This is a genomic window from Methylobacterium sp. P3_A11, from assembly GCF_056403155.1.
This window is the reverse complement of record NZ_JBFUGA010000008.1, coordinates 17157-36959: the sequence shown is the minus strand read 5'-3', so window position 1 is coordinate 36959 and position 19803 is coordinate 17157. Positions and strand designations below refer to the sequence as shown.

Genomic DNA, 19803 nt, shown 5'->3' with positions numbered 1-19803 from the left:
CGGCCGCGGCCTACTCCGCCCCCTCCTCCACCGTGACGACGTCCGGCATCGCGCGCAGCTTCGCCGCAATGGCCGCGACGCTCGTTCTGGACAGGCGAACGAAGGTGACGGCGACCTCGTCGTGGTCCGGATCGGTGCCGGGGCGGACCGTGAAGCTCTGCACCCGCGAGGCGCGCTCGCCGGTGGCGGCCTGCAGCGTGTCGATGGACATCGCGCCCCTGCGGACGGTCAATCGCAGGGTCTGAGCCCGCATCCGATCGCGCCAGCGCTCCTCGAACGGCTTCACGCCGGCCAGGATGCCGACGATCAGCCCCGTCGCGGCCAGGGCCGGCACGTAGAGGCCGCTGCCGATCGCCAGCCCGATCGCCGCTACGCCCCACAGGCTCGCCGCCGTGGTGAGACCCTTCACCACCTCGCCGCGCAGCAGGATCGTCCCGGCGCCCAGGAAGCCGATGCCGGAGACCACTTGCGCGCCGATGCGGGAAGGGTCGAGCACGACGTGATCGGTGCCCAGCACGTCGGAGAATCCGAAGGCGGATACCAGCATGATCAGGCAGGAGCCGACGCAGACCAGCATGTGGGTCCGCAGGCCTGCCGCCCAGAGCAGGCGCTCGCGTTCCAGGCCGATCACGCTGCCGAACAGCGCCGCCAGCGCCAGCCGGGCCACCATCTCGCCGTTGCCGATCAGGGCCGCCTCCGTGCCGTCGTCCGAAGCAGACGATACGAGTCTGTGCGGATTTCCCGCGGGCGGATCAAGCGACCCCGAGGGCCGCCTTCTCGACCTCGTAGGCGGCGCGCACGGCGGCGCTCCCATAGGAGCGTTCCAGGCGCCGGACCGTGAAATGGGCGCGTGCGGTCGCCTGGAAGTGGTTCATGAAGGCGGCATTGACCGCCGCACCCCCAAAGGCACCGAGGATCGGCACCGCCTGAGCGGCGACTTTCTGGGACACGACGAGGCCGAAGCGCGCCGCGATCTGCGCGGTGAACCGGATCAGGGCCGGGGCCGACTGGTCGAGGAGCGTCTTGCTGCCGGCGTAGCGCGCGGCTTCGGACAAAGTCTTGGCCAGGGCGGCGCGGACCGCGAAATAGCCGCTCTCGGTGAGCGTCGCGGCCGACGCGGTCTCGGCCGAGGACCGGCCGCCGAGGGCGAAGACCTGGACGCAGGCGAGCGCCCCTTCGGGCGTCTCCAGATCCTCGCCCTCCTCCCGGGCGATCTCGGCGATCGAGCGCAGCATCAGCGTTGTGGAGACCGGAAGCTCCACGGCGAGCGTGGCGAGGCCGAACGCACCGCCGACCGCACCGGACAGCGCCGCCAGGGCCTTGTGCTTGCCGTCGCCCGAGCCGAGCATCCGGGCGATCCGGCCCTCGGCCTTCGCGGCTGCGGCGCCGAGCCCGCCGCCCTCGGCGGGGGCGAGCTGAGTCCGGGGCAGCGTCGCCAACGCGACGCGCATCGCCCCGCGCATGGCGGCCTCGGTACTGCGCCCGACGGCCTCGGTGATGGGTGCGGGCAGCGACCGGCCGATCAGGTCCAGGGGAGCGCCCGCCGCCGCCGAGAGCCGCGCGGCGAGGCTCGGCCGTTCCAGCACCTGCACGGCCCGGCGCAGGGCGGCGAGGTCGGCATCGCTCAGAACCGTCTCTTGCGTCGCCGCCGGCAGGATCTCGCCGGCGCGGGTGAGGTCGCTCGTGCTCATCCGTGGATCCCTGGATCTGTCGCGCTCACGCCGCTCCCGGGGCGCGCGCCGTGGAAGGAAGCTCGGGCGCCGGGATGCGGTTCCCCGCCCCCGGTCCGTCCTGTGCGTCCGCGGCCGCCGCCTGACCGCTGCGCCGCCCCACGGCGAGGCACAGCAGCAGCACCGGGATGCCCACCAGTGAGGTCATCACGAAGAAGGCCGGATAGCCGATCGCCGCGACGATAAAGCCCGACGCGCCGGCGACCAGCTTGCCCGGCAGCGCGTAGAGCGAGGAGAACAGCGCGTACTGCGTCGCCGCGTAGGCCGGGCTGGTCAGGCTCGACATGTAGGCGATCAGCACGATGCCAGCGAAGGAGCCGCAGAAATTCTCGATGGAGATGGCCACCGTCAGGCGCCACAGGTCCGGTGCGCCGGCCGAGAGCCACGCGAAGGCGAGGTGCGAGGACGCGGCCAGGAAGGCACCGATGAGAAGGGTCGGGAACAGCCCGAGGCGGGCCAGCGCCCAGCCGCCCGCAAATCCCCCCGCGATGCCGACCCAGATGCCGTAGAGCTTCGTGACGGTGGCGATCTCCTTCAGGTCGAAGCCCAGCGTCCGGTAAAGCGGGCTCGCCATCACCCCCGACAGGAAGTCCGGAAGCCGGAACAGGGCCACGAGCAGCAGGATGCCCCAGAGGGCACCGCCGAAGCGGCCATGCAGCTCGGTCAGCGGCTCCAGCACGGCCTGGCGCATCGACCAGAGCCGCGATCGGCCGGGCGTCTCCGCCCGGGCGGCACGCTGGATGTCGAAGGCCGGGGCCAGCAAGGCCGCGATCATCCCGACGAGCATCAGGGCGGCCATTATCAGGTAGGCCAGCGTCCAGCCTCCGGCCGCGGCGATGAACAGCGCGCCCGCGCCGGCGGTGATCAGGCCGATGCGGTATCCGAGGTTCGAGGTCGCGGCCAGGATGCCCTGGAAGTCGCTGCCGGCGGCGTCGATGCGCCAGCCGTCGATCACCACGTCCTGGCTGGCGGCGCAGAACGCCACCAGGAACGCCCCGAGGCCGAGGAGCGCGAGGTTGGTCTTGGGATCGGAGAAGGCCATCAGGATGAGGCACAGGGCCACCGCAGCCTGGGTGGTGACCATCCAGGCCCGTCGGCGCCCGAGGCGGGCGCCCAGAACCGGGACGTTCAGCCGGTCGATGGCGGGCGCCCAGAGGAATTTCAGCGAGTAGGGCAGCGCCACGTAGCTGAACAGGCCGATCGCCCGAACGTCGATGTCCGAGAAGGCGAGCCGGAGCGTGAAGGTTCCCAGGACCAGAAGGAGCGGCAGGCCCGAGGAGAACCCGAGCGCCAGCATGAGCACGATCCGCCGGTCCTCGACGATATCGCGGAGCCGGAAGCGACGGTTCGCCTGTGGCGGGTTGGCCATGGCATGGAACTCCTGAGCCTGCGTGGCCTTGATCCCGCGAAATCGTGGCAGCCTTACGCCGCACCGTTCGTCGCTGGATCGTGATGTTTTGCGCCCCATTCTTGGTAGAAGCTTGCTTAACGCGGCGTCCACGTTCCGCGGATCGCGGTGTGTCGGTGACGCCGCCGGACGAACGGGTATGCCGCCTGACCGTGGAATGATGCGTTGATTGTCCCATCCGAGTCCGGTCCACCGTTGGCGACGCTCGTCGACGCGTTCGCCCGCAGCCCTACGCCCATGGTGATCACCGATGCCCGCGTCCCCGACAACCCGATCACCTGGGCGAATGCCGCGTTCCTTCAGGTGACGGGCTATGCCGCCGACGAGATCGTCGGGCGCAATTGTCGGATGCTGCAGGGGCCGGGCACCGACCGGTTTACCGTCGAGCGGATCCGCTCGGCCGTCGAGGCCGCCGAGCCGATCTCGGTCGAGCTGCTGAACTACCGGAAGGACGGGACGACCTTCTGGAACGCCATGACCATCACCCCGGTCAGCGACGCCGAAGGTCTCGCCTACTACTACGCCGCCCAGGCGGACATGACGTATGTCCACCAGATGGAGGTGTCGATGCGCGGCACCAACGACGAGCTGGAGCGGCTCGTCAACGCGCGGACCCACGACCTGACCGCGGCCCTGGAGCAGAAGACGGCGCTGCTGCACGAGGTCGATCACCGGGTGAAGAACAATCTTCAGGTGATCTCCTCGCTGATGCTGCTGAAGGCCCGGCGCACGCCGGAAGGCGAGGCCCGGGAGGCGCTTCAGGGCATGGCGGAACGGATCGGCGCGCTCTCGACGGCGCACCGGATGCTCTATTCCGAGGGCGACTGCACGCATTTCAATCTCGGTGATTTCACGACCGAGTTCCTGGCCGACATGAATGCCGGCCTCGACCCGGACCGGTGCCGCGTCGAGGCCGATGTCGAGTCGATCGCGGTCGCGGCCGCCATGGCGGCGCCGCTCGCCCTGATGATCCACGAGCTCACGGCGAACGCCCTGCGCCACGCCTTCCCGGGCGAGCGCGAGGGGCGCGTCTCCATTCTCGCCCGCCGCACCGACCGGGGCATGCACATGTCGATCCGCGACGACGGCGTGGGTTTCGCCGCCGCGTCGCCGAACCCGGCGGGCTTCGGGCGGAATCTCGTGGAGATGGTCGTCCGGCAGATGCGCGGGACCATCGCGTGGGCGGATGCCGGCCCGGGCACGACCGTCGAGATCGATATTCCGCTCCAGCCGCCGGCTTGAGAAATCGGTTTGGACGCATCAAGCTCGGCGGCCGCGGAGCCGGAGGACGGAGGTCGCATGGGGATCGGGAACGCCGCCGCGGATGTCGGGCTCCGCATCCTCGTGGTCGAAGACGAGGCCCTGATCGCCCTCGAACTCGAAAGCCTCCTGGACGATCTCGGGCACGTCACCGTCGGTGTCGCCGGCAACGCGATCGAGGCCATCGCGATGGGCCGGTCCACCGCGCCCGACGTGGCACTGGTCGACATTCACTTGGTCGACGGCCCGACCGGCATCGACGTCGCCCGCGCCCTGTCGGCCGACCGGCGCACAACCGTGGTTTTCATGACCGCCAACGCCAAACGCATCCCCGCCGATTTCGCAGGGGCGATCGGGGTGATCGCCAAGCCTTATTCGGAGCGTGTGGTGGCCAGCACCCTCGACTACGTTGCAGACCGCCGGGCCGGCCGCGACGAGCCGGCCTGTCCCGACGGGTTCAGCCTCGCTCCGCTCTGAGCCCCTTGTCGCGGCGCGGATCCGACCTCCGATGCGCAGACGCGGCGTTCGGGCCGGCGGTCCGCTTCGGCTTCCCCTCAGCCCCGGCCCGCGCGCTCGCGCTTCAGCCGGTATAGTGCATCGAGTGCCTCCCGCGGCGTGAGCGCGTCGGGATCGATGGCGTCGAGCATCGTCCCGAGGGTATCCTCCGGCGGCGGCTCCGGCGGCGGCGGCGGTGCCAGGGCGGCGAAGAGCGGCAGGTCGTCGATCTTGGCGCGCGCTGGACGGCCCCGCTCGGCCTTCTCGAGGCTCTTCAGGATGGCGCCGRCCCGGGTCACGACGCTGCCGGGCAGGCCTGCGAGCCGCGCCACCTGAAGGCCGTAGCTGCGTTCGGCCACCCCCGCCACGACCTCGTGCAGGAACACGACGCCGTCCCGGTGTTCGGCCACCTTCAGGGTCGCGTTCTCCAGCCGCGCCAGCCGGTCGCCGAGGGCGGTCAGCTCGTGGAAATGCGTCGCGAACAGCGCCCGGCAGGCATTCACCTCGTGGAGGTGCTCCAGGCAGGCCCAGGCGATCGACAGGCCGTCGAAGGTCGCCGTCCCGCGTCCGATCTCGTCCAGGATTACCAGGGAGCGCCGCGTCGCCTGATTGAGGATCGCGGCGGTCTCGACCATCTCGACCATGAAGGTCGATTGTCCACGGGCGAGGTCGTCGGCGGCGCCGACCCGGGAGAACAGACGGTCGACCCGCCCGATCCGCGCCTCCGCGGCCGGTACGAAGGCGCCCATCTGGGCGAGGACCGCGATCAGCGCGTTCTGGCGCAGGAAAGTCGACTTGCCGCCCATGTTCGGGCCGGTGATCAGCCGGATCCGGCCGCGCGTGTCGCCCGAGAGGTCGCAGTCGTTGGCGATGAACGGCTCGCCCGCCCGGCGCAAGGCCGCCTCGACCACCGGATGGCGGCCGCCGACCACGACGAAGCTCAGGGATTCGTCGACGACGGGCCGTCGCCAGTCGAGTTCGACGGCGAGTTCCGCCTGGCTGGCCGCTACGTCCAGTCCGGCCAGCGCCTCGGCCACTTCGGCGATCGGCTCGGCCCTGGCGAGGATGCGGGCCGCGAGGTCATCGAAGACCGCGGCTTCCAGGGCAAGCGCCCGGTCGGAGGCACCCGAGATCTTCGACTCGAGTTCACCCAGCGCGACGCTGGTGAAGCGCATGGCGTCCACCATGGTCTGCCGGTGGACGAACTCGCTCTGGAGACCTTTGAGGCAAGCCTCGCCGACGGATTGCGGGACCTCGATGAAATAGCCGAGCAGGTTGTTGTGCTTGATGCGCAGGGTGCGGCAGCCGGTCTGCTCGGCATAGCGGGCCTGCAGGGCGGCGATCACCTTGCGCGAATCCTGGCCGAGGGTCCGCGCCTCGTCGATCTCGGGGTGGTAGCCCTGCCGCACGAAGCCGCCGTCACGTCGGCTCAGGGGCAGTTCGTCGGCCAGAGCGGCCCCCAGGGTGTCGATCAGCTCAGGGTCGGCGGCGGCCAAGTGCTCGGCCAGGCGTGCGAGATCCGACGGCAGATCGGCGACAGCGGCGAGGCGTGCGCCGAGATCGGCCGCGACGGCGAGGCCGTCCCGTATGGCGGCCAGGTCACGGGGGCCGGCGCGGCCGAGGCCGGTACGAGACAGCGCCCGGGCGAGATCGGGCGCGCGCGCCAGGGTGTCGCGCAACGCGCCGCGCAGGCGCCCGTCCTCCACGAGATGGGCGACGGCCGCGTGCCGCCGGGCGATGGCGTCGAGGTTGGTGAGCGGGCCGGCGAGATGCTCGGCGAGCAGCCGCGCGCCGTTGGCCGTGACCGTACGGTCGATCGTGGCGAGGAGGCTGCCGGCGCGCTCCCCCGACAGGGTCCGGGTGAGTTCGAGGTTGGCGCGGGTCGCGGCGTCGATCGCCAGGGTGGCGCCGCCGTCCTCGCGGGACGGGACCGCCAGGGGCGGCCGGGCGGCGAGCTGGGTGCGGGCGATGTAGAGCAGCGCCGCACCGGCCGCCGCGGTCTCGGCTCGCGTGAACTGGCCGAACCCGTCCAGCGTCGCGACGCCGTACTGCTCCCGCAGGCGCCGCTCGGCGGCGGCGGGCTCCAGTTCGGCCTGGGCCAGGGGCACGATCGCGGCGCGGCTGTCCTGCCAGATCCGCGCCAGAGCCGGATCGGCGTGGATTGCCTCCGACAGGACGATCTCGCGGGGATCGTGCCGGGCGATGGCACCCGCGAGGTCGCCGCCCGCGACCTCGCTCAGGGAAAACCGCCCGGTGGAGATATCGACCGCCGCGAGGCCGTAGGTGACTGCGCCCTCGCCGGTCTTCCGGCGGCCGATCGCCAGGAGGAGGTTGGCCCGGGCGGGATCGAGGAGCCGATCCTCCGTGATCGTCCCCGGGGTGACGAGGCGCACGACTTCCCGTCGCACCACCGATTTCGGGCCGCGCTTCTTGGCCTCGGCGGGATCCTCGGTCTGCTCGCACACGGCGACCCTGTGGCCGAAGGCGATGAGGCGGTGGAGGTAGTCGTCGGCCCGGTCGACCGGCACGCCGCACATCGGAATCTCGTTGCCCGCGTGCTTGCCGCGCTTGGTCAGGACAATGCCGAGGGCTCGGGAGGCGGTTTCGGCGTCCTCGAAGAACAGCTCGTAGAAGTCTCCCATCCTGTAGAACAGGAGGCAGTCCGGATTGGCCGCCTTGATCTCGATGTACTGCGCCATCATCGGCGTGGCGCCGACCGGATCCAGGCCGGGCGTGGGCAGGGGCGTCGTGTCGACGGCGGGGCGGGCGGCGGTTCGGGCCATGGCGTCTCTTAGCAGAGCACCGGCTCCGAATCAGGACGCACGCGCCGACGCGGCTGGGGAGAAGGCGCATCGCCGGTGGATGGAGCGCCGGGCCGAGGCACTGCCGGACTTCAGTAGCGCGGGCCGCCCGTGGTGTTGCCGAGTTGCTGCTGGTAGCCGGGCCGCGATGGGTTCCTGGCGTTCGGGTTGCCGTGGCGCATCGTGTTCATGCGGCGCATGCGGCGCTCGTGCCGGGTCGAATGATGGCGATGCATCCGATGATGATGCATGCGGTGGTGACGATGCATCGCCGCGGTCTCGACCATGTCGGAGGCGGTCAGGCCGGGCTGGGGCGCCACGGGGGTAGCCTGAGCAATCCCGGTTCCGGCGAGCAGGCCGGCGAAGATCACGCCGGTGGTCAGGAAGGAACGAAACGACATGGTGGCCAAACTCCGATCGGTCTGTACGAGACCCCACTAAAGAAATTTATGGTCGCAAAGTTCCGGGGCACCGCCAGAAAATAATGATGCGCCGTGGAGAAAGTCTGCGGATTAAACCCGCGGTCTTCCACGACCCATTGTCCTGCCTTGGACACTGTCGATATTTATCCGTGTATTCATGCCGATCCTGCAATCAGACCGCGTGATGCCGGCGGCGGAGCGCTATCTCAGCTCAGGAAGGCGATCAGGTCCGCGTTGACCGCTGCGGGCTGCTCGTGCGCGATCCAATGGCTGGCGCGCGGGTACCAATGGATCCGGCCGTAGTCGCAGACGGCGAGGCTCGTCTCCGCCAGCCCGGGCTGCAACGCGGTATCCTGCCGGCCCCAGAGAATCAGCGTCGGCACGCGGACGCGGGGCGGCGTCATACGCGGCAGGCGCACCAGAGCCCGATACCAGTTGAGCATGGCCGTCATCGCGCCGGGCTGCATCCAGGCCTCGACGTAGCGGTCGAGATCGGCGGTCGCGAAGGCACCGGGTCGGCTGGTGTTCGACAGCGCCCGGCGCAGGGCGCGGCAGCGGTCCGCCATGAGCAGCCGCTCGGGAAGGTGGGGAAGCTGGAACAGGCCCACATAGGTGCTGCGCAGCCACTGGCCCGGATGGTGCCGCATGTAGGCGCCGACCACGGCGGGATGGGGCGCGTTCAGGATCGCCAGCCGGTCGATCCGTTCGGGGTACCGGCTGGCCACCCACCACGCGACGAGGCCGCCCCAATCATGGCCGACCAGCCGCACCGTGGGCGCCGCGTACGCGTCGGCCAGCGCCAGGACATCGTCCGCCAGCCGGTCCAGGTGATAGGCCGCGATCCCGTCCGGCTTGTCGCTGAGGCCGTAGCCGCGCTGGTCCGGCGCGATCACATGGAGGCCCGCTGCGGCGAGCGGTCCGAACTGGTGGCGCCAGCCGTACCAGAATTCCGGGAAGCCGTGCAGCAGGATGGTTGGCGGTCCCGTCTCCGGGCCGGCCTCGGCCACGTGCAGACCGATCTCCGGCAGCGCGACCCGGCGAAACCGCACACCCGCGACGTCCATGCTGTCCCGTGCTCCGTCATGCCCGGCGGAGAACGCCCGTGCGGGTGCGGGCGATCCGTTCAGAACCCGAGCGCAGTACAGACGCCGGCCTCCGAGGAGAGCTGGTCCCTCAACCGGTCCGGCGAAGTCCGGGTCCAGAGGCACAGGAGCACGAAGGCCGCGCCGTGCAGCACGGATTCCGCGGCGGTCCGGTCGGACGGGGCGTTCCGGTCGCGCGCCGGTCCGGCGGCGGGGAGGATCGCAGGCGTCGCATGGTGGATCATGGCATGAAGCTCCGAAGGATGTTCCTGCCGGAGAGATCGACGCCGCCGGCGCCGTGTTACAGGGCCGGCGGCGTCGCGCGTGCGCTGCCGCACGCCGACCTATCAGCGCATCGGGTCGAGCCAGCCCGCGAGCGCACCGGTTTCCAGGCCAGAMCGGGTTTCCCGGTAGCCGAGTTCCGCCGATTCCCGGAAGCGCGACCACGCCCGCAGATCGATGCCCGCGAGCCGGGGCTTGAGCACGGCGGTTGCGTGGGCCGCCGCCATCAGGCTCTGGGCATCGCTCGACACGGTGGCGGCGCGCAGGAGGAGCGGCGCGAGCCCGGGCATCGCCAGGGGCGAGCCGATCAGCCTGCGCACGAGCCGGCCGCCCCAGCCGCGCTGCGGCATGTCCTGGAACGCCCGGTCGGATCCGACGTCGACGGCCAGCACCGGGCCGCGCTCCATTCCGGCGGCCACGTCGGCCGGGACGTTGTTCATCATGCCGCCGTCGACCAGCACGCCCTCGTCGCAGAGCACCGGCGGCAGCAGTCCGGGGATGGCGATGCTGGCCCGCAGCGCCTTCGGCAGGTCGCCCGAGCGGTGCACCATGGTGTCGCCGGTCGTCAGGTTCGACGAGACGCAGAAGAACGGCAGCCAGAGGTCCTCGATCCGCACGCCGCCGTAGCGCGCGGCCAGCCCGGCATCGACCTTGGCGCCGCGGGTCAGGGCGTGCAGCGGCAGCGTGTAGTCGTTGATCGGGTTGCTGGTGGCAAAGAACGTCTCGATCTGCGCCTGGATCTCCGTGATGCTCCAGCCCATGGCGAGGCTCGCCGCGATGACCGCACCCATGCTGGTCCCGCCGACGAAGTCCGGCGCGCAGGACGCCTCGTCCAGGGCCTTGAGGACGCCGAGATGGGCGAGCCCACGGGCACCCCCGCCGCCCAGGACGAGGCCCCGCGCCGCCCCGCTGACGAGCCGGGCGAGGCGATGGAGATCCGTCTGGCGGCCGTCCCGGACCTGGATCCGCAGTGCCGCCGGCAAGGCCGCGACCTCCGGATGCAGGGGCTTCGGGCGCTGCGCCGCGGGATCCTGGCGGACGACGAGGTCCATGCGGATCCAGTCGGAGCGCACGCGGTCGAGATAGGCCGCAGCCCCCGGCCGCGGCGGCGCGCCGGGTTCGGCCAGGAGCAGGATATGGTCGCCCCGCCGCTGGCTCTGGCGGCACCAGGGGCAGTCGATCTCGTGCGCCGCGAAGATCGTGCGCGCGTGCCGATTTTCGAAACCCTGGAACCACGCCTCGTCGGCGCCGTCCGGCCAGTCCGTCAGGCATCCGGTTTCGCCGGGCAGCAGGGCGTCGAGGGCAGTGGCGAGCTGGTGCGCCGTCACGGCCGGGTCCGGACCATCCGTGACGGCCAGGACCGTGAAGATCCGCGGCGCGTGGTGGACCGAATAGCCGTCGTTGCGCGCCCGCAGGCGGTCGGCGAGCATGCGGGCGAAATAGAGCAGCGTGTGCGGATGCTCGGCGATGACCGCCTCGAAGGCCTCGCGGGTGAGCTTCAAGAGGTGCGAGTCGCGCAGGGCCATGACGGTCGCCGCCCGGGGGGCGTCCGACAGCAAGGCCATCTCGCCGAAGGTCTCGGGCGGTCTGAGACGCGCGACCCGGGTCGGACGCCCGGCATGGTCCCGGGCCGACACGCCCACGACCCCCGAGACCAGGGTGTAGAGCGCATCACCCGTCTCGCCCTGCTCGAACAGGGTCCGGCCGCCTGCCACCGCCATCGGGACCATGCGCGCCCGCACGGCCGCGACCGCCGGAGCGTCGAGTCCGGCGAGGAACGGGATGTCCGGTGCGCTCACGCCGGCACCGCCGCGTCGATCATCCTGCGCAGACCTGCCGACGAACCCGATCGCATCGTGGCGCTCCCCTCCCCGTCCCCTCTGCTTCGCACCACCATAGTGCACAGCATGGGGACGCTAAGCCCCGTGACCGTCACCCGCATCTGAAACGTCTGTCCCTTCGCGCCGCGTCGCCCATCCGCTACAGGCGGAGCAAAGGCGAAACCGGGAGGAAGGCATGTCGAGGGCTGATCGGATCGCGATCGTGACCGGGGCGGGGACGGGGGTCGGCAAGGCCGCCGCCCTGGCGCTCGCCGGCGCCGGATGGCGCGTGGTGCTGTCCGGGCGACGGCAGACCCCCCTCGACGAGGTCGCCGCGCAGATCGGCGGAGACCGGGCGCTCGCGGTGTCCACCGACGTGACCGACCCGGAGTCGATCGCCGCCCTGTTCGCCCGCACGCAGGCCGCGTTCGGCCGCCTCGACCTGCTCTTCAACAATGCCGGGATCGGCGCGCCGGCCGTGCCCCTGGAGGACTTGCCGCTCGAGACGTGGCGGCAGGTGGTCGACACCAACCTGACCGCGCTGTTCCTCTGCACCCAGCACGCCTTCCGGATCATGCGCGACCAGGATCCCCGCGGCGGCCGGATCATCAACAACGGCTCGATTTCGGCGCATGCCCCCCGGCCGAACTCCATCGCCTACACGGCGACCAAGCACGCCGTGACCGGCCTGACCAAGGCGACCTCCCTCGATGGGCGCGCCTACGACATCGCCTGCGGCCAGATCGACATCGGCAATGCCGACACCCCCATGGGCGGCAAGATGAAGGCCGGCGTCCCTCAGGCAGACGGCTCCCTGCGCGCCGAGGCGGTGATGGATCCGGACCATGTCGGCCAGGCGGTGCTGTCGATGGCGAACCTGCCGCTCGAGACCAACGTGCAGTTCATGACCATCATGGCCACCAAGATGCCGTTCGTCGGTCGCGGCTGAGCCGTCCGGACCGTCGCCGGGACGCAAGCACATCCGAACTCCGGGTTCGTCTAACCTTGAGCCGCGACCGGCTTTGCCCGCGCTCCGGGTCCCTCGGGATGTCGCGGCCGCGCTCCGACGCACCATGAGCCGGCGGCACCGCTGTGCGGCCCGCGTCGGCACGCATCGCGCGCCCGCAGGCTCCGCTTCGGTCTCTCCGAGGCCGCGGTGAACCCGGCAGGTTCCGGTTTGCGATCCGCGAAGCGCCAGCCGTCGATCGCGTCTCCGACGGGAATCCACAGCCGACCGATTTTGGAGCGCGATCGGCACCCTCCGATTGACGCCCCGTTCTATAACTCATACAAATCAGGCAACCTTGGCGGCCGAGGTGAAACCCGGCCCCGCAAGAAGACCGCATGCGCCGCTTGCGCGCCGACTTCGACGCTTGGCCGCCGGTCACCTCGGGCCACGCTGGATCCTGTCCGTGTGCCCGGCACCACGTGATTAACGGCATCGTCGCTACTTTGACAGATGCTTCCGTGTAGATCGTGGGCTTTATCGCCGCAAAGCGGTGTCATCTGAAGATAAAGACGGTCATATTCGAGTAGGTATGATCGATTTTAGAGTGATCATTATTAAATAATTCGAAGAATAAAACAAAAATGAGGGGGGAATTATGAACATAAAGAGATTGATTATAAGTTCGATCCTTGGTTCGGCGCTCTTAGGGGCGCCTGCCGCCACCTCGGCGCAGGCTGCCGATGGGGATCCGATCGGGGTCGCCATGCCGACGAAGTCGTCGCAGCGGTGGATCGATGACGGAAACAACATCGTCAGGCTTCTGAAAACCAAAGGCTACAAGCCGGATCTGCAATACGCGGACGACGATATCCCCACACAGCTCGCTCAGATCGAGAACATGCTCACGAAGGGGGTGAAGATCCTGGTTGTCGCCTCCATCGACGGCACCACCCTCAGCGATGTGCTGGCGAAGGCGAGCGAGCGCGGCGTCAAGGTCATCGCCTACGACCGGCTCATCAAGGGGACGCCGAACGTCGACTATTACGCCACCTTCGACAACTACAAGGTCGGCGTCCAGCAGGCGACCTCCATCGTCGACGCCCTCGGGCTGAAGGACGGCAAGGGTCCGTTCAACATCGAGCTGTTCGGCGGCTCACCCGACGACAACAACGCATACTTTTTCTACGACGGTGCCCTGTCGGTGCTGAAGCCCTACATCGACGCCAAGAAGCTGGTGGTCCGCTCGGGCCAATTCGGCATGGACAAGGTCTCGACCCTGCGCTGGGACCCCGCGACCGCCCAGGCCCGGATGGATAACCTGCTCTCGGCCTATTACGGCAACGCCCATCTCGATGCGGTGCTCTCGCCCTATGACGGCATCTCCACCGCCATCCTCTCGTCGGTGAAGAGCGTCGGCTACGGCTCCGGCGGGGTGACGCTGCCGGTGGTCAGCGGCCAGGACGCCGAGCTGCAAGCGGTGAAGTCGATCATCGCGGGCGAGCAGACGGCGACGATCTTCAAGGACACCCGCGATCTGGCCAAGGTCACGGTGGCGATGATCGACGCCATCGAGGCCGGCCGGCCGCCGGAGATCAACGACGCGAAGACTTACGACAACGGCAAGAAGATCGTCCCGTCCTACTTGCTGACCCCGGTGATCGTCACCAAGGCCAACTGGAAGCCGGCCCTGGTCGACACCGGCTACTATACCCTCGACCAGCTCAAGTGACCGAAGCCGGGACCGAAGGGTCCCGTTCGATCCCGGTCCCGCGCCGACATCGCCGGCGCGGGGTGCGCACGTGCAGTCCGAGCTGGAAGGCGCCGCATGCAGCCCATCCTCGAAATGCGGGGAATTTCCAAGACGTTCCCCGGCGTCAAGGCCCTCGACGACGTCAACCTCACTGTCGAGCCCGCCGAGATCCTCGCCCTGGTCGGCGAGAACGGTGCCGGGAAGTCGACGCTCATGAAGGTCCTGAGCGGCGTCTATCCCCACGGGTCCTACGAGGGGGAGATCGTCTACGAGGGCCGCCCCGGCCAGTTCCGGAACATCACCGACAGCGAACGACTCGGGATCGTGATCATCCACCAGGAACTGGCCCTGGTCCCGTACCTGTCGATCGCCGAGAACATCTTCCTGGGCAACGAGCCGGCCCGGTTCGGGATCATCGACCGCGACCGGGTCTATGCCCGCGCCCGCGAGCTGATGGCCCTGGTGGGGCTCCACGAGAATCCCGAAACCCTCGTCACCCAACTCGGTGTCGGGAAGCAGCAGCTCGTCGAGATCGCCAAGGCGCTCTCCAAGAAGGTCAGGCTGCTGATCCTCGATGAGCCGACCGCGAGCCTCAGCGAGACGGACAGCGAGGCCCTGCTGCGGCTGCTGCTGCGCTTCAAGGCGCAGGGCATCGCGTCCATCCTGATCTCCCACAAGCTCAACGAGATCGCCAAGGTCGCCGACCGGATCACCGTCCTGCGCGACGGCACCACCGTCGAGACCCTTCACTGCCGCAGCGAAGCGATCGACGAGGACCGCATCATCCGGGCGATGGTCGGCCGTACCCTGGCGAACCGCTATCCGGTGCGCGTGCCGCGGATCGGCAACGTGCTGATGGAGGTGCGGGACTGGACGGTCCACCACCCCGTCCATGCCGAACGGACCGTGGTGCGCAACGTCAGCCTGAGCCTGCGCAGGGGCGAGATCGTCGGGATCGCTGGGCTGATGGGCTCGGGCCGGACGGAATTCGCCATGAGCCTGTTCGGCCGGTCCTACGGGCAGGGCATCGGCGGCACCGTCCGGATCGATGGTGCGGCGGTCGACGTCTCGACGGTCGAGCGGGCGATCGCGGCGGGCCTCGCTTACGTCACCGAGGACCGCAAACAGCTCGGGCTCGTGCTCGGCGAGGACATCGCCAGGAACACGACCCTGGCGAATCTGCCGGGCATCTCCACCGCCGCGGTGATCGACGAGGACGCCGAGCACCGGGTGGCGAGCGGCTACCGCACGAAGATGCGCATCCGTTCCTTCGGGGTGACGCAGCAGACCGTCAATCTGTCGGGTGGGAACCAGCAGAAGGTCGTGTTGAGCAAGTGGCTGTTCACCCAGCCCAAGGTGCTCATCCTCGACGAGCCGACCCGCGGCATCGATGTCGGCGCCAAGTACGAGATCTACAGCATTATCAACGAGCTGGCCGATGACGGCCGGGGCGTCCTGGTGATCTCCTCCGAGATGCCCGAGCTGCTCGGTCTCTGCGACCGGATCTACGTGATGAACGAAGGGCGCTTCGTCGGCGAGTTTCCCCGCGCCGAGGCCAGCCAGGAAGCGATCATGCGCGCCATCATGCGCGCCAAGGACCTGAACGGATGAACGAAGTTTCTGCGAGCAAGGCCATGGTTCCCGGCCGCGAAGGACTGCCGGCCTCCAGTGCCGCCACCGAGCCCCGGCTGCGCCGCGGCGTCTTCGCGATGACGCAGCTGCGCGAATACGGTCTCGTGTTCGCGCTGGCCGCGATCACCCTGTTCTTCGAGTACGCGACGGGCGGCGTGCTGTTCCAGCCGCTGAACCTCACCAACCTGATCCTGCAGAACAGCTACGTCGTCGTCATGGCTCTGGGCATGTTGCTGGTCATCGTAGCCGGCCATATCGACCTGTCGATCGGCTCTGTCGTCGGCTTCGTGGGCGCGCTGGCGGCGCTCCTGATGGTCCGCTTCGGGTTCGACCCGCTGTCCGCCACCGCCGTGTGTCTCGTGGTCGGCGCGGTCATCGGTGGGCTGCAGGGCTACATCGTGGCCTATCTGGCCATTCCGAGCTTCATCGTCACCCTGGCCGGCATGCTGGTCTTCCGCGGCCTGACCCAGGCGCTCCTGCAGGGCGCTTCCATCGGCCCGTTCCCGGAGGTGTTCCAGCTGCTCTCCAAGGGCTTTCTGACGAATTTCGCCGGTCCCTGGACGGCGCTCCTGATCGCCCTCGTGCTCACGACGGTGGGGGTCGGCCTGAATTGGCGCCGCCGGCGGGCGCGGGTCAGGAGCGGCGGCCCGGTGGCTTCCCCGGCAGCCTTCATCCTCCGCAACGGCGTCACCGCGATCGTGATCCTCGCCTTCGCGTACCAGATGAGCGCCTATCGCGGCCTGCCCAACGTCCTGCTCGTCATGTTCGGGCTGGTGGTGGTGTACGGCTTCGTCACGACCCGGACGACGATCGGGCGTCGGATCTACGCGCTGGGGGGCAACATCAAGGCCGCCCGCCTGTCCGGCATCAGGACGGAGCGCCTGACCTTCCTGACCTTCGCCAACATGGGCGCGCTGGCGGCCCTCGCCGGCATGATCTTCGTCGCCCGTCTCAACACCGCCAATTCGAAGGCCGGCATCGGCTTCGAACTCGACGTGATCGCGGCCTGCTTCATCGGCGGGGCCTCGGCGGCCGGGGGGATCGGCAAGGTCTCGGGCGTGGTGATCGGCGCGTTCATCATCGGCATCATGAACAACGGTATGTCGATCCTGGGGATCGGGGTCGATTGGCAGCAGGTGATCAAGGGGGCCGTCCTGCTGGCTGCCGTCTGCCTGGACGTTCACAACAAGAACAACCGTCTCTGAGCGACCGCACGCTCGTCGGGCCTGAAACGTTAGGCACGCGTCAGGTCTGGCGGGGCGTCTGCCTGTCGCTGTTGCGCCGCCGGTGCGTCGCCACGTCGGGCAGGCGGGACGCCGGCTGTCGCACCTGCATCAGGAGCATCCGGTGGGGCTGGGGACCCTTCGGCGTCGACATCTCCGGTGCATCCGCGGCGGCTTCCCCCGACGGCACCGCATCCGGCGCCCGCGGCGCGGGCGCCCGGGAACGCGGAAGCGCGGAGAACCCGGCGCACAGGATCAGGCACGAGAGCCCGATCAGGATTCCCTCTCGTGACGGCTCCGGATGGGTCATCAGGTAGCCGAGGCCGCCGAGGCCGAAACCGGCGGCCAGAAGGCTCAAGGTCGGATCGTTGGATTGCACGCCCGATCATCGGGCGCGCGCGGTTACGGTCCGGTCAATCCGATCCGCGCAATCGACGGCATCCGGAAGATTCAGGTCTTGCGCGCGACCGTGAAGCGGGCGGCGTCGCGCAGTATGCGCGCGCCCTCCCCCCATGACGAGACCGCATCCTCGCAGACGCCGACGAGACGGTCGCACTCGGCCCGGGCTCCGTCGAGGCCGAGGCGGTCGACGAGGGTGGCCTTGCCGGCATCCTTGTCCTTGCCGGTGGCTTTTCCCATCGCCTCCGGTGAGGCCTCCCGGTCGAGGATGTCGTCGGCGATCTGGAAGGCTTGGCCCAGGGCGAGGCCGTAGCGCAGGAGGGCGGCCCGCTGGCTCTCGTCGGCGCCGCCGACGAGAGCGCCGGCCTCCACCGAGAAGGCGAGGATCGCCCCGGTCTTCATCGCCTGCATCCGCAGGGTGTCGTCGACGTCCATGTTGGCCGTGCCGAACCGGCCCTCGGCGGTGAGGTCGAGGAGCTGGCCGCCGACCATGCCGCCCAGGCCCGAGGCGCGGGCGAGGCCGAGCACGAGATCGGCGCGGATGCGCGCGTCCGGCTGCCAGGCCGGGTCGGCGACGATCTCGAAGGCCAGCGTCTGCAGGGCATCGCCGACCAGGATCGCGGTCGCCTCGTCGTAGGCCTTGTGCACCGTCGGCTTGCCGCGGCGCATGTCGTCGTCATCCATGGCGGGCAGGTCGTCGTGGACGAGGCTGTAGCAGTGGACCAGCTCGACGCCGGCCCCCGCGGCCAGTGCCGCGGCCTCCGAACCGCCGAGCATCCGCGCGGTCTCGATGGCGAGGAACGGCCGGAGACGCTTGCCGCCGCCGAGCACGGCATGGCGCATCGCCTCCATCAGGCGGGGCGGCCGGGCGATCTCGCCGGGGCCGACGGCGGGGCCGAGGCGCTCGACCAGGAAGGTCTCGACCATCCCGGCGACCTCCGTCAACCTGTGGGTAAAATCGGCGGCCGGCGTGACTGCCTTGACCGAACCGGTCGGGGCCTGCGTTGAGGGGGTCGGGGTCATCGGGCTTACGTCCGGTCCTGGCCTTGCGAAAACCAATCGGGTGTCAGTTGGGCGGGGATGGGCTCACGGTGAACGGGGCTGGACGCAGGCGGGAGACGGCAGGTCGCGACCTTCCGCTCGCGCGCCCGCGCCGTTCCCGCCGTGTCCGCCGGATCATGGGAGCCGTGCTGCTGCTCCCCGCCGTCGGGTTCGTCCTCGCGCTGACGTTGGCGCTCGTCTATAGCGCGGTGATGCCGCCGTCGACCCTGATGCTCGGCCGGTGGTTGACGCTTCAACCGGTAAGCCGGGATCCTGTCCCGCTCTCCGCCATCGCGCCGGCCCTGCCCCAGGCGGTGATCGCCTCGGAGGATCAGCGCTTCTGCCTGGATCACGGGGTCGATTTCGGGGCGATCCGCGACGTGGTCGAGGATGAGGATTCGCCGAACCGCGGCGCCTCGACCATCGCCATGCAGACCGTGAAGAACGTCTTCCTCTGGCCCGGCCGCTCCTACATCCGCAAGGCCATCGAGATTCCGCTGGCGCTCGCGCTCGACACCCTTTGGGGCAAGCGCCGGATGATGGAGATCTACCTGAACGTCGCCGAGTGGGGCGACGGGATCTACGGCGCGCAGGCCGCCAGCCGGCACTGGTTCGGCAAGGATGCCAGCCGGTTGACCCGCAACGAGGCCGCCCTCCTCGCCGCCGTCCTGCCCAACCCGATCACCCGCAGCGCCGGCCGGCCCTCGCCCGGCGTGCGCCGCCGCGCCGCGCGGATTCAGGGCCTGATGGGACAGATCGAGGGGCTGACGGGTTGCGTGCGGCGGTAGCAGGGGCCGATCCGCCTCTATAAGACGGGCCTTCGAAGCGCGAGATCCGGGACCGATACACGATGAGCGATGCCGTCTACGACCTGACCCTCGAGCGCATCGCCCTGATCCGCCGGATGGTCGTCGCGTGGGATGGCGCCGAGCCTGGGGCGCCGATCATCCACCCGGCGGCGCCCTACGGAAGCCTGGATCGCGACGGCGACATCGCCAACGTCACCGGCGACGATGAAGGGGCGGAGGAGGAGCATCGCGCGCTCGAGGACGGCTTGGCGGTCTTCATCCAGAACGCGGCGCTGAAGCCGGGCCGCTACCAGTACCACAACGCCCTGGCCAAGCTCGACAGCAGCACGGTCGGCGATGTGTTCCGGGATTCCGAGACCGGCGAGACGCCCGAGCACATCACCTTCGCGGTGACGGCCGAGCACCTCGCCCTCGTTCCGCACCTCACCGTCGGCTGGGATCCCGCGCGGAACGTGCCGCGCGTTAACCCGCAGCAGCCATACGGCGATGCGGGTCCCTATCTCGCGGCGATGACCCGTCACCTCGCCGCGATCCCCGAGGCGGCCGCGAACGACGACGCGGATGGGCGGACCCAGCTCGTCCGGCTGCACCGCGAGATGCAGCCGGCCCTGCAGATCTTCCTGCGCTACGCGGATCTCGGGCCGGGCGACTTCCGGCGCACGGCCTCGGGTTGGGAGCCCGCCTGACGCGTCGCCGCGCC

18 protein-coding genes are annotated in these 19803 nt (G+C 69.6%); 8 read left to right on the top strand and 10 right to left on the bottom strand.

Annotation, left to right across the window (positions count from 1 at the left end):
• Positions 1-10: 10 nt before the first annotated feature.
• From AC1DXK_RS04310 to AC1DXK_RS04300, 3 genes are all read right to left on the bottom strand, one after another.
• Positions 11-670, bottom strand: coding sequence for an MgtC/SapB family protein (locus AC1DXK_RS04310; RefSeq protein ID WP_457103993.1), 660 nt, complete (start codon positions 668-670; stop codon positions 11-13).
• A gap of 82 nt (positions 671-752) precedes the next feature.
• Positions 753-1691: an EcsC family protein gene (locus AC1DXK_RS04305; RefSeq protein ID WP_457103992.1), complete on the bottom strand. Its 939-nt coding sequence runs from the start codon at positions 1689-1691 to the stop codon at positions 753-755.
• Positions 1692-1716: 25 nt separating this feature from the next.
• The gene (locus AC1DXK_RS04300) at positions 1717-3099 is read right to left on the bottom strand and encodes an AmpG family muropeptide MFS transporter (RefSeq protein ID WP_457103991.1); all 1383 of its coding nucleotides are present in this window, start codon (positions 3097-3099) and stop codon (positions 1717-1719) included.
• 234 nt (positions 3100-3333) lie between these two features.
• Here AC1DXK_RS04300 and AC1DXK_RS04295 point away from each other — a divergent pair, with 234 nt between their 5' ends.
• Positions 3334-4380, top strand: coding sequence for a histidine kinase dimerization/phosphoacceptor domain -containing protein (locus tag AC1DXK_RS04295; RefSeq protein ID WP_457103990.1), 1047 nt, complete (start codon positions 3334-3336; stop codon positions 4378-4380).
• A gap of 57 nt (positions 4381-4437) precedes the next feature.
• Complete coding sequence (locus AC1DXK_RS04290; protein WP_457103989.1) at positions 4438-4875, top strand: response regulator; 438 nt, start codon at positions 4438-4440, stop codon at positions 4873-4875.
• Between the two features lie 77 nt (positions 4876-4952).
• On the opposite strand, the gene mutS is transcribed toward AC1DXK_RS04290, so the two are convergent.
• The 5 genes from mutS to AC1DXK_RS04265 all read right to left on the bottom strand — a co-directional run bounded on the left by mutS (position 4953) and on the right by AC1DXK_RS04265 (position 11279).
• Positions 4953-7676 carry a DNA mismatch repair protein MutS gene (gene mutS / locus AC1DXK_RS04285; RefSeq protein ID WP_477296994.1) on the bottom strand — a complete coding sequence of 908 codons (2724 nt, stop codon included), beginning with the start codon at positions 7674-7676 and terminating at the stop codon, positions 4953-4955.
• 110 nt (positions 7677-7786) lie between these two features.
• Positions 7787-8095, bottom strand: coding sequence for a hypothetical protein (locus AC1DXK_RS04280; protein ID WP_457103987.1), 309 nt, complete (start codon positions 8093-8095; stop codon positions 7787-7789).
• 227 nt (positions 8096-8322) lie between these two features.
• Complete coding sequence (locus AC1DXK_RS04275) at positions 8323-9180, bottom strand: alpha/beta fold hydrolase (RefSeq protein ID WP_457103986.1); 858 nt, start codon at positions 9178-9180, stop codon at positions 8323-8325.
• 59 nt (positions 9181-9239) lie between these two features.
• A complete protein-coding gene (locus AC1DXK_RS04270) occupies positions 9240-9443 on the bottom strand; it encodes a hypothetical protein (RefSeq protein ID WP_457103985.1) in 204 nt (67 codons plus the stop codon).
• 102 nt (positions 9444-9545) lie between these two features.
• Positions 9546-11279, bottom strand: a complete 1734-nt coding sequence (locus AC1DXK_RS04265; RefSeq protein WP_457103984.1) for a patatin-like phospholipase family protein — start codon at positions 11277-11279, stop codon at positions 9546-9548.
• 217 nt (positions 11280-11496) lie between these two features.
• Here AC1DXK_RS04265 and AC1DXK_RS04260 point away from each other — a divergent pair, with 217 nt between their 5' ends.
• From AC1DXK_RS04260 to mmsB, 4 genes are all read left to right on the top strand, one after another.
• A complete protein-coding gene (locus tag AC1DXK_RS04260) occupies positions 11497-12249 on the top strand; it encodes an SDR family oxidoreductase (RefSeq protein WP_457103983.1) in 753 nt (250 codons plus the stop codon).
• Between the two features lie 652 nt (positions 12250-12901).
• Positions 12902-13978, top strand: coding sequence for a multiple monosaccharide ABC transporter substrate-binding protein (chvE, locus tag AC1DXK_RS04255; protein ID WP_457104067.1), 1077 nt, complete (start codon positions 12902-12904; stop codon positions 13976-13978).
• A gap of 96 nt (positions 13979-14074) precedes the next feature.
• Entirely contained in the window at positions 14075-15610 is a 1536-nt protein-coding gene (gene mmsA, locus AC1DXK_RS04250; protein WP_457103982.1) for a multiple monosaccharide ABC transporter ATP-binding protein, read from the top strand.
• On the top strand, positions 15607-16836 hold the full coding sequence (gene mmsB / locus AC1DXK_RS04245) for a multiple monosaccharide ABC transporter permease (RefSeq protein ID WP_477296991.1): 1230 nt from the start codon (positions 15607-15609) through the stop codon (positions 16834-16836). Before mmsA ends, mmsB begins: the two co-directional genes overlap by 4 nt.
• Before the next feature lie 40 nt (positions 16837-16876).
• Here the strand turns inward: mmsB and AC1DXK_RS04240 are convergent, their stop codons facing one another.
• Complete coding sequence (locus AC1DXK_RS04240; RefSeq protein WP_457103980.1) at positions 16877-17233, bottom strand: energy transducer TonB; 357 nt, start codon at positions 17231-17233, stop codon at positions 16877-16879.
• A gap of 71 nt (positions 17234-17304) precedes the next feature.
• The gene (locus AC1DXK_RS04235; protein ID WP_457103979.1) at positions 17305-18276 is read right to left on the bottom strand and encodes a polyprenyl synthetase family protein; all 972 of its coding nucleotides are present in this window, start codon (positions 18274-18276) and stop codon (positions 17305-17307) included.
• Positions 18277-18431: 155 nt separating this feature from the next.
• On the opposite strand from AC1DXK_RS04235, the gene mtgA reads away from it, so the two are divergent.
• Both mtgA and AC1DXK_RS04225 read left to right on the top strand, forming a co-directional pair.
• Complete coding sequence (gene mtgA, locus AC1DXK_RS04230) at positions 18432-19082, top strand: monofunctional biosynthetic peptidoglycan transglycosylase (RefSeq protein WP_457103978.1); 651 nt, start codon at positions 18432-18434, stop codon at positions 19080-19082.
• A 62-nt stretch (positions 19083-19144) separates the two neighbouring features.
• Positions 19145-19789 carry a hypothetical protein gene (locus AC1DXK_RS04225; RefSeq protein WP_457103977.1) on the top strand — a complete coding sequence of 215 codons (645 nt, stop codon included), beginning with the start codon at positions 19145-19147 and terminating at the stop codon, positions 19787-19789.
• Positions 19790-19803: the final 14 nt, after the last annotated feature.

Bases quoted from the DNA above. Each gene is read 5' to 3' on its own strand.
- AC1DXK_RS04310 (WP_457103993.1), bottom strand. From the start codon at position 670: ATGGTGGCCCGGCTGGCGCTGGCGGCGCTGTTCGGCAGCGTGATCGGC.
- AC1DXK_RS04305 (WP_457103992.1), bottom strand. From the start codon at position 1,691: ATGAGCACGAGCGACCTCACCCGCGCCGGCGAGATCCTGCCGGCGGCG.
- AC1DXK_RS04300 (WP_457103991.1), bottom strand. From the start codon at position 3,099: ATGGCCAACCCGCCACAGGCGAACCGTCGCTTCCGGCTCCGCGATATC.
- AC1DXK_RS04290 (WP_457103989.1), top strand. From the start codon at position 4,438: ATGGGGATCGGGAACGCCGCCGCGGATGTCGGGCTCCGCATCCTCGTG.
- AC1DXK_RS04280 (WP_457103987.1), bottom strand. From the start codon at position 8,095: ATGTCGTTTCGTTCCTTCCTGACCACCGGCGTGATCTTCGCCGGCCTG.
- AC1DXK_RS04275 (WP_457103986.1), bottom strand. From the start codon at position 9,180: ATGGACGTCGCGGGTGTGCGGTTTCGCCGGGTCGCGCTGCCGGAGATC.
- AC1DXK_RS04270 (WP_457103985.1), bottom strand. From the start codon at position 9,443: ATGATCCACCATGCGACGCCTGCGATCCTCCCCGCCGCCGGACCGGCG.
- AC1DXK_RS04260 (WP_457103983.1), top strand. From the start codon at position 11,497: ATGTCGAGGGCTGATCGGATCGCGATCGTGACCGGGGCGGGGACGGGG.
- mmsA (WP_457103982.1), top strand. From the start codon at position 14,075: ATGCAGCCCATCCTCGAAATGCGGGGAATTTCCAAGACGTTCCCCGGC.
- mmsB (WP_477296991.1), top strand. From the start codon at position 15,607: ATGAACGAAGTTTCTGCGAGCAAGGCCATGGTTCCCGGCCGCGAAGGA.
- AC1DXK_RS04235 (WP_457103979.1), bottom strand. From the start codon at position 18,276: ATGACCCCGACCCCCTCAACGCAGGCCCCGACCGGTTCGGTCAAGGCA.
- mtgA (WP_457103978.1), top strand. From the start codon at position 18,432: ATGGGAGCCGTGCTGCTGCTCCCCGCCGTCGGGTTCGTCCTCGCGCTG.
- AC1DXK_RS04225 (WP_457103977.1), top strand. From the start codon at position 19,145: ATGAGCGATGCCGTCTACGACCTGACCCTCGAGCGCATCGCCCTGATC.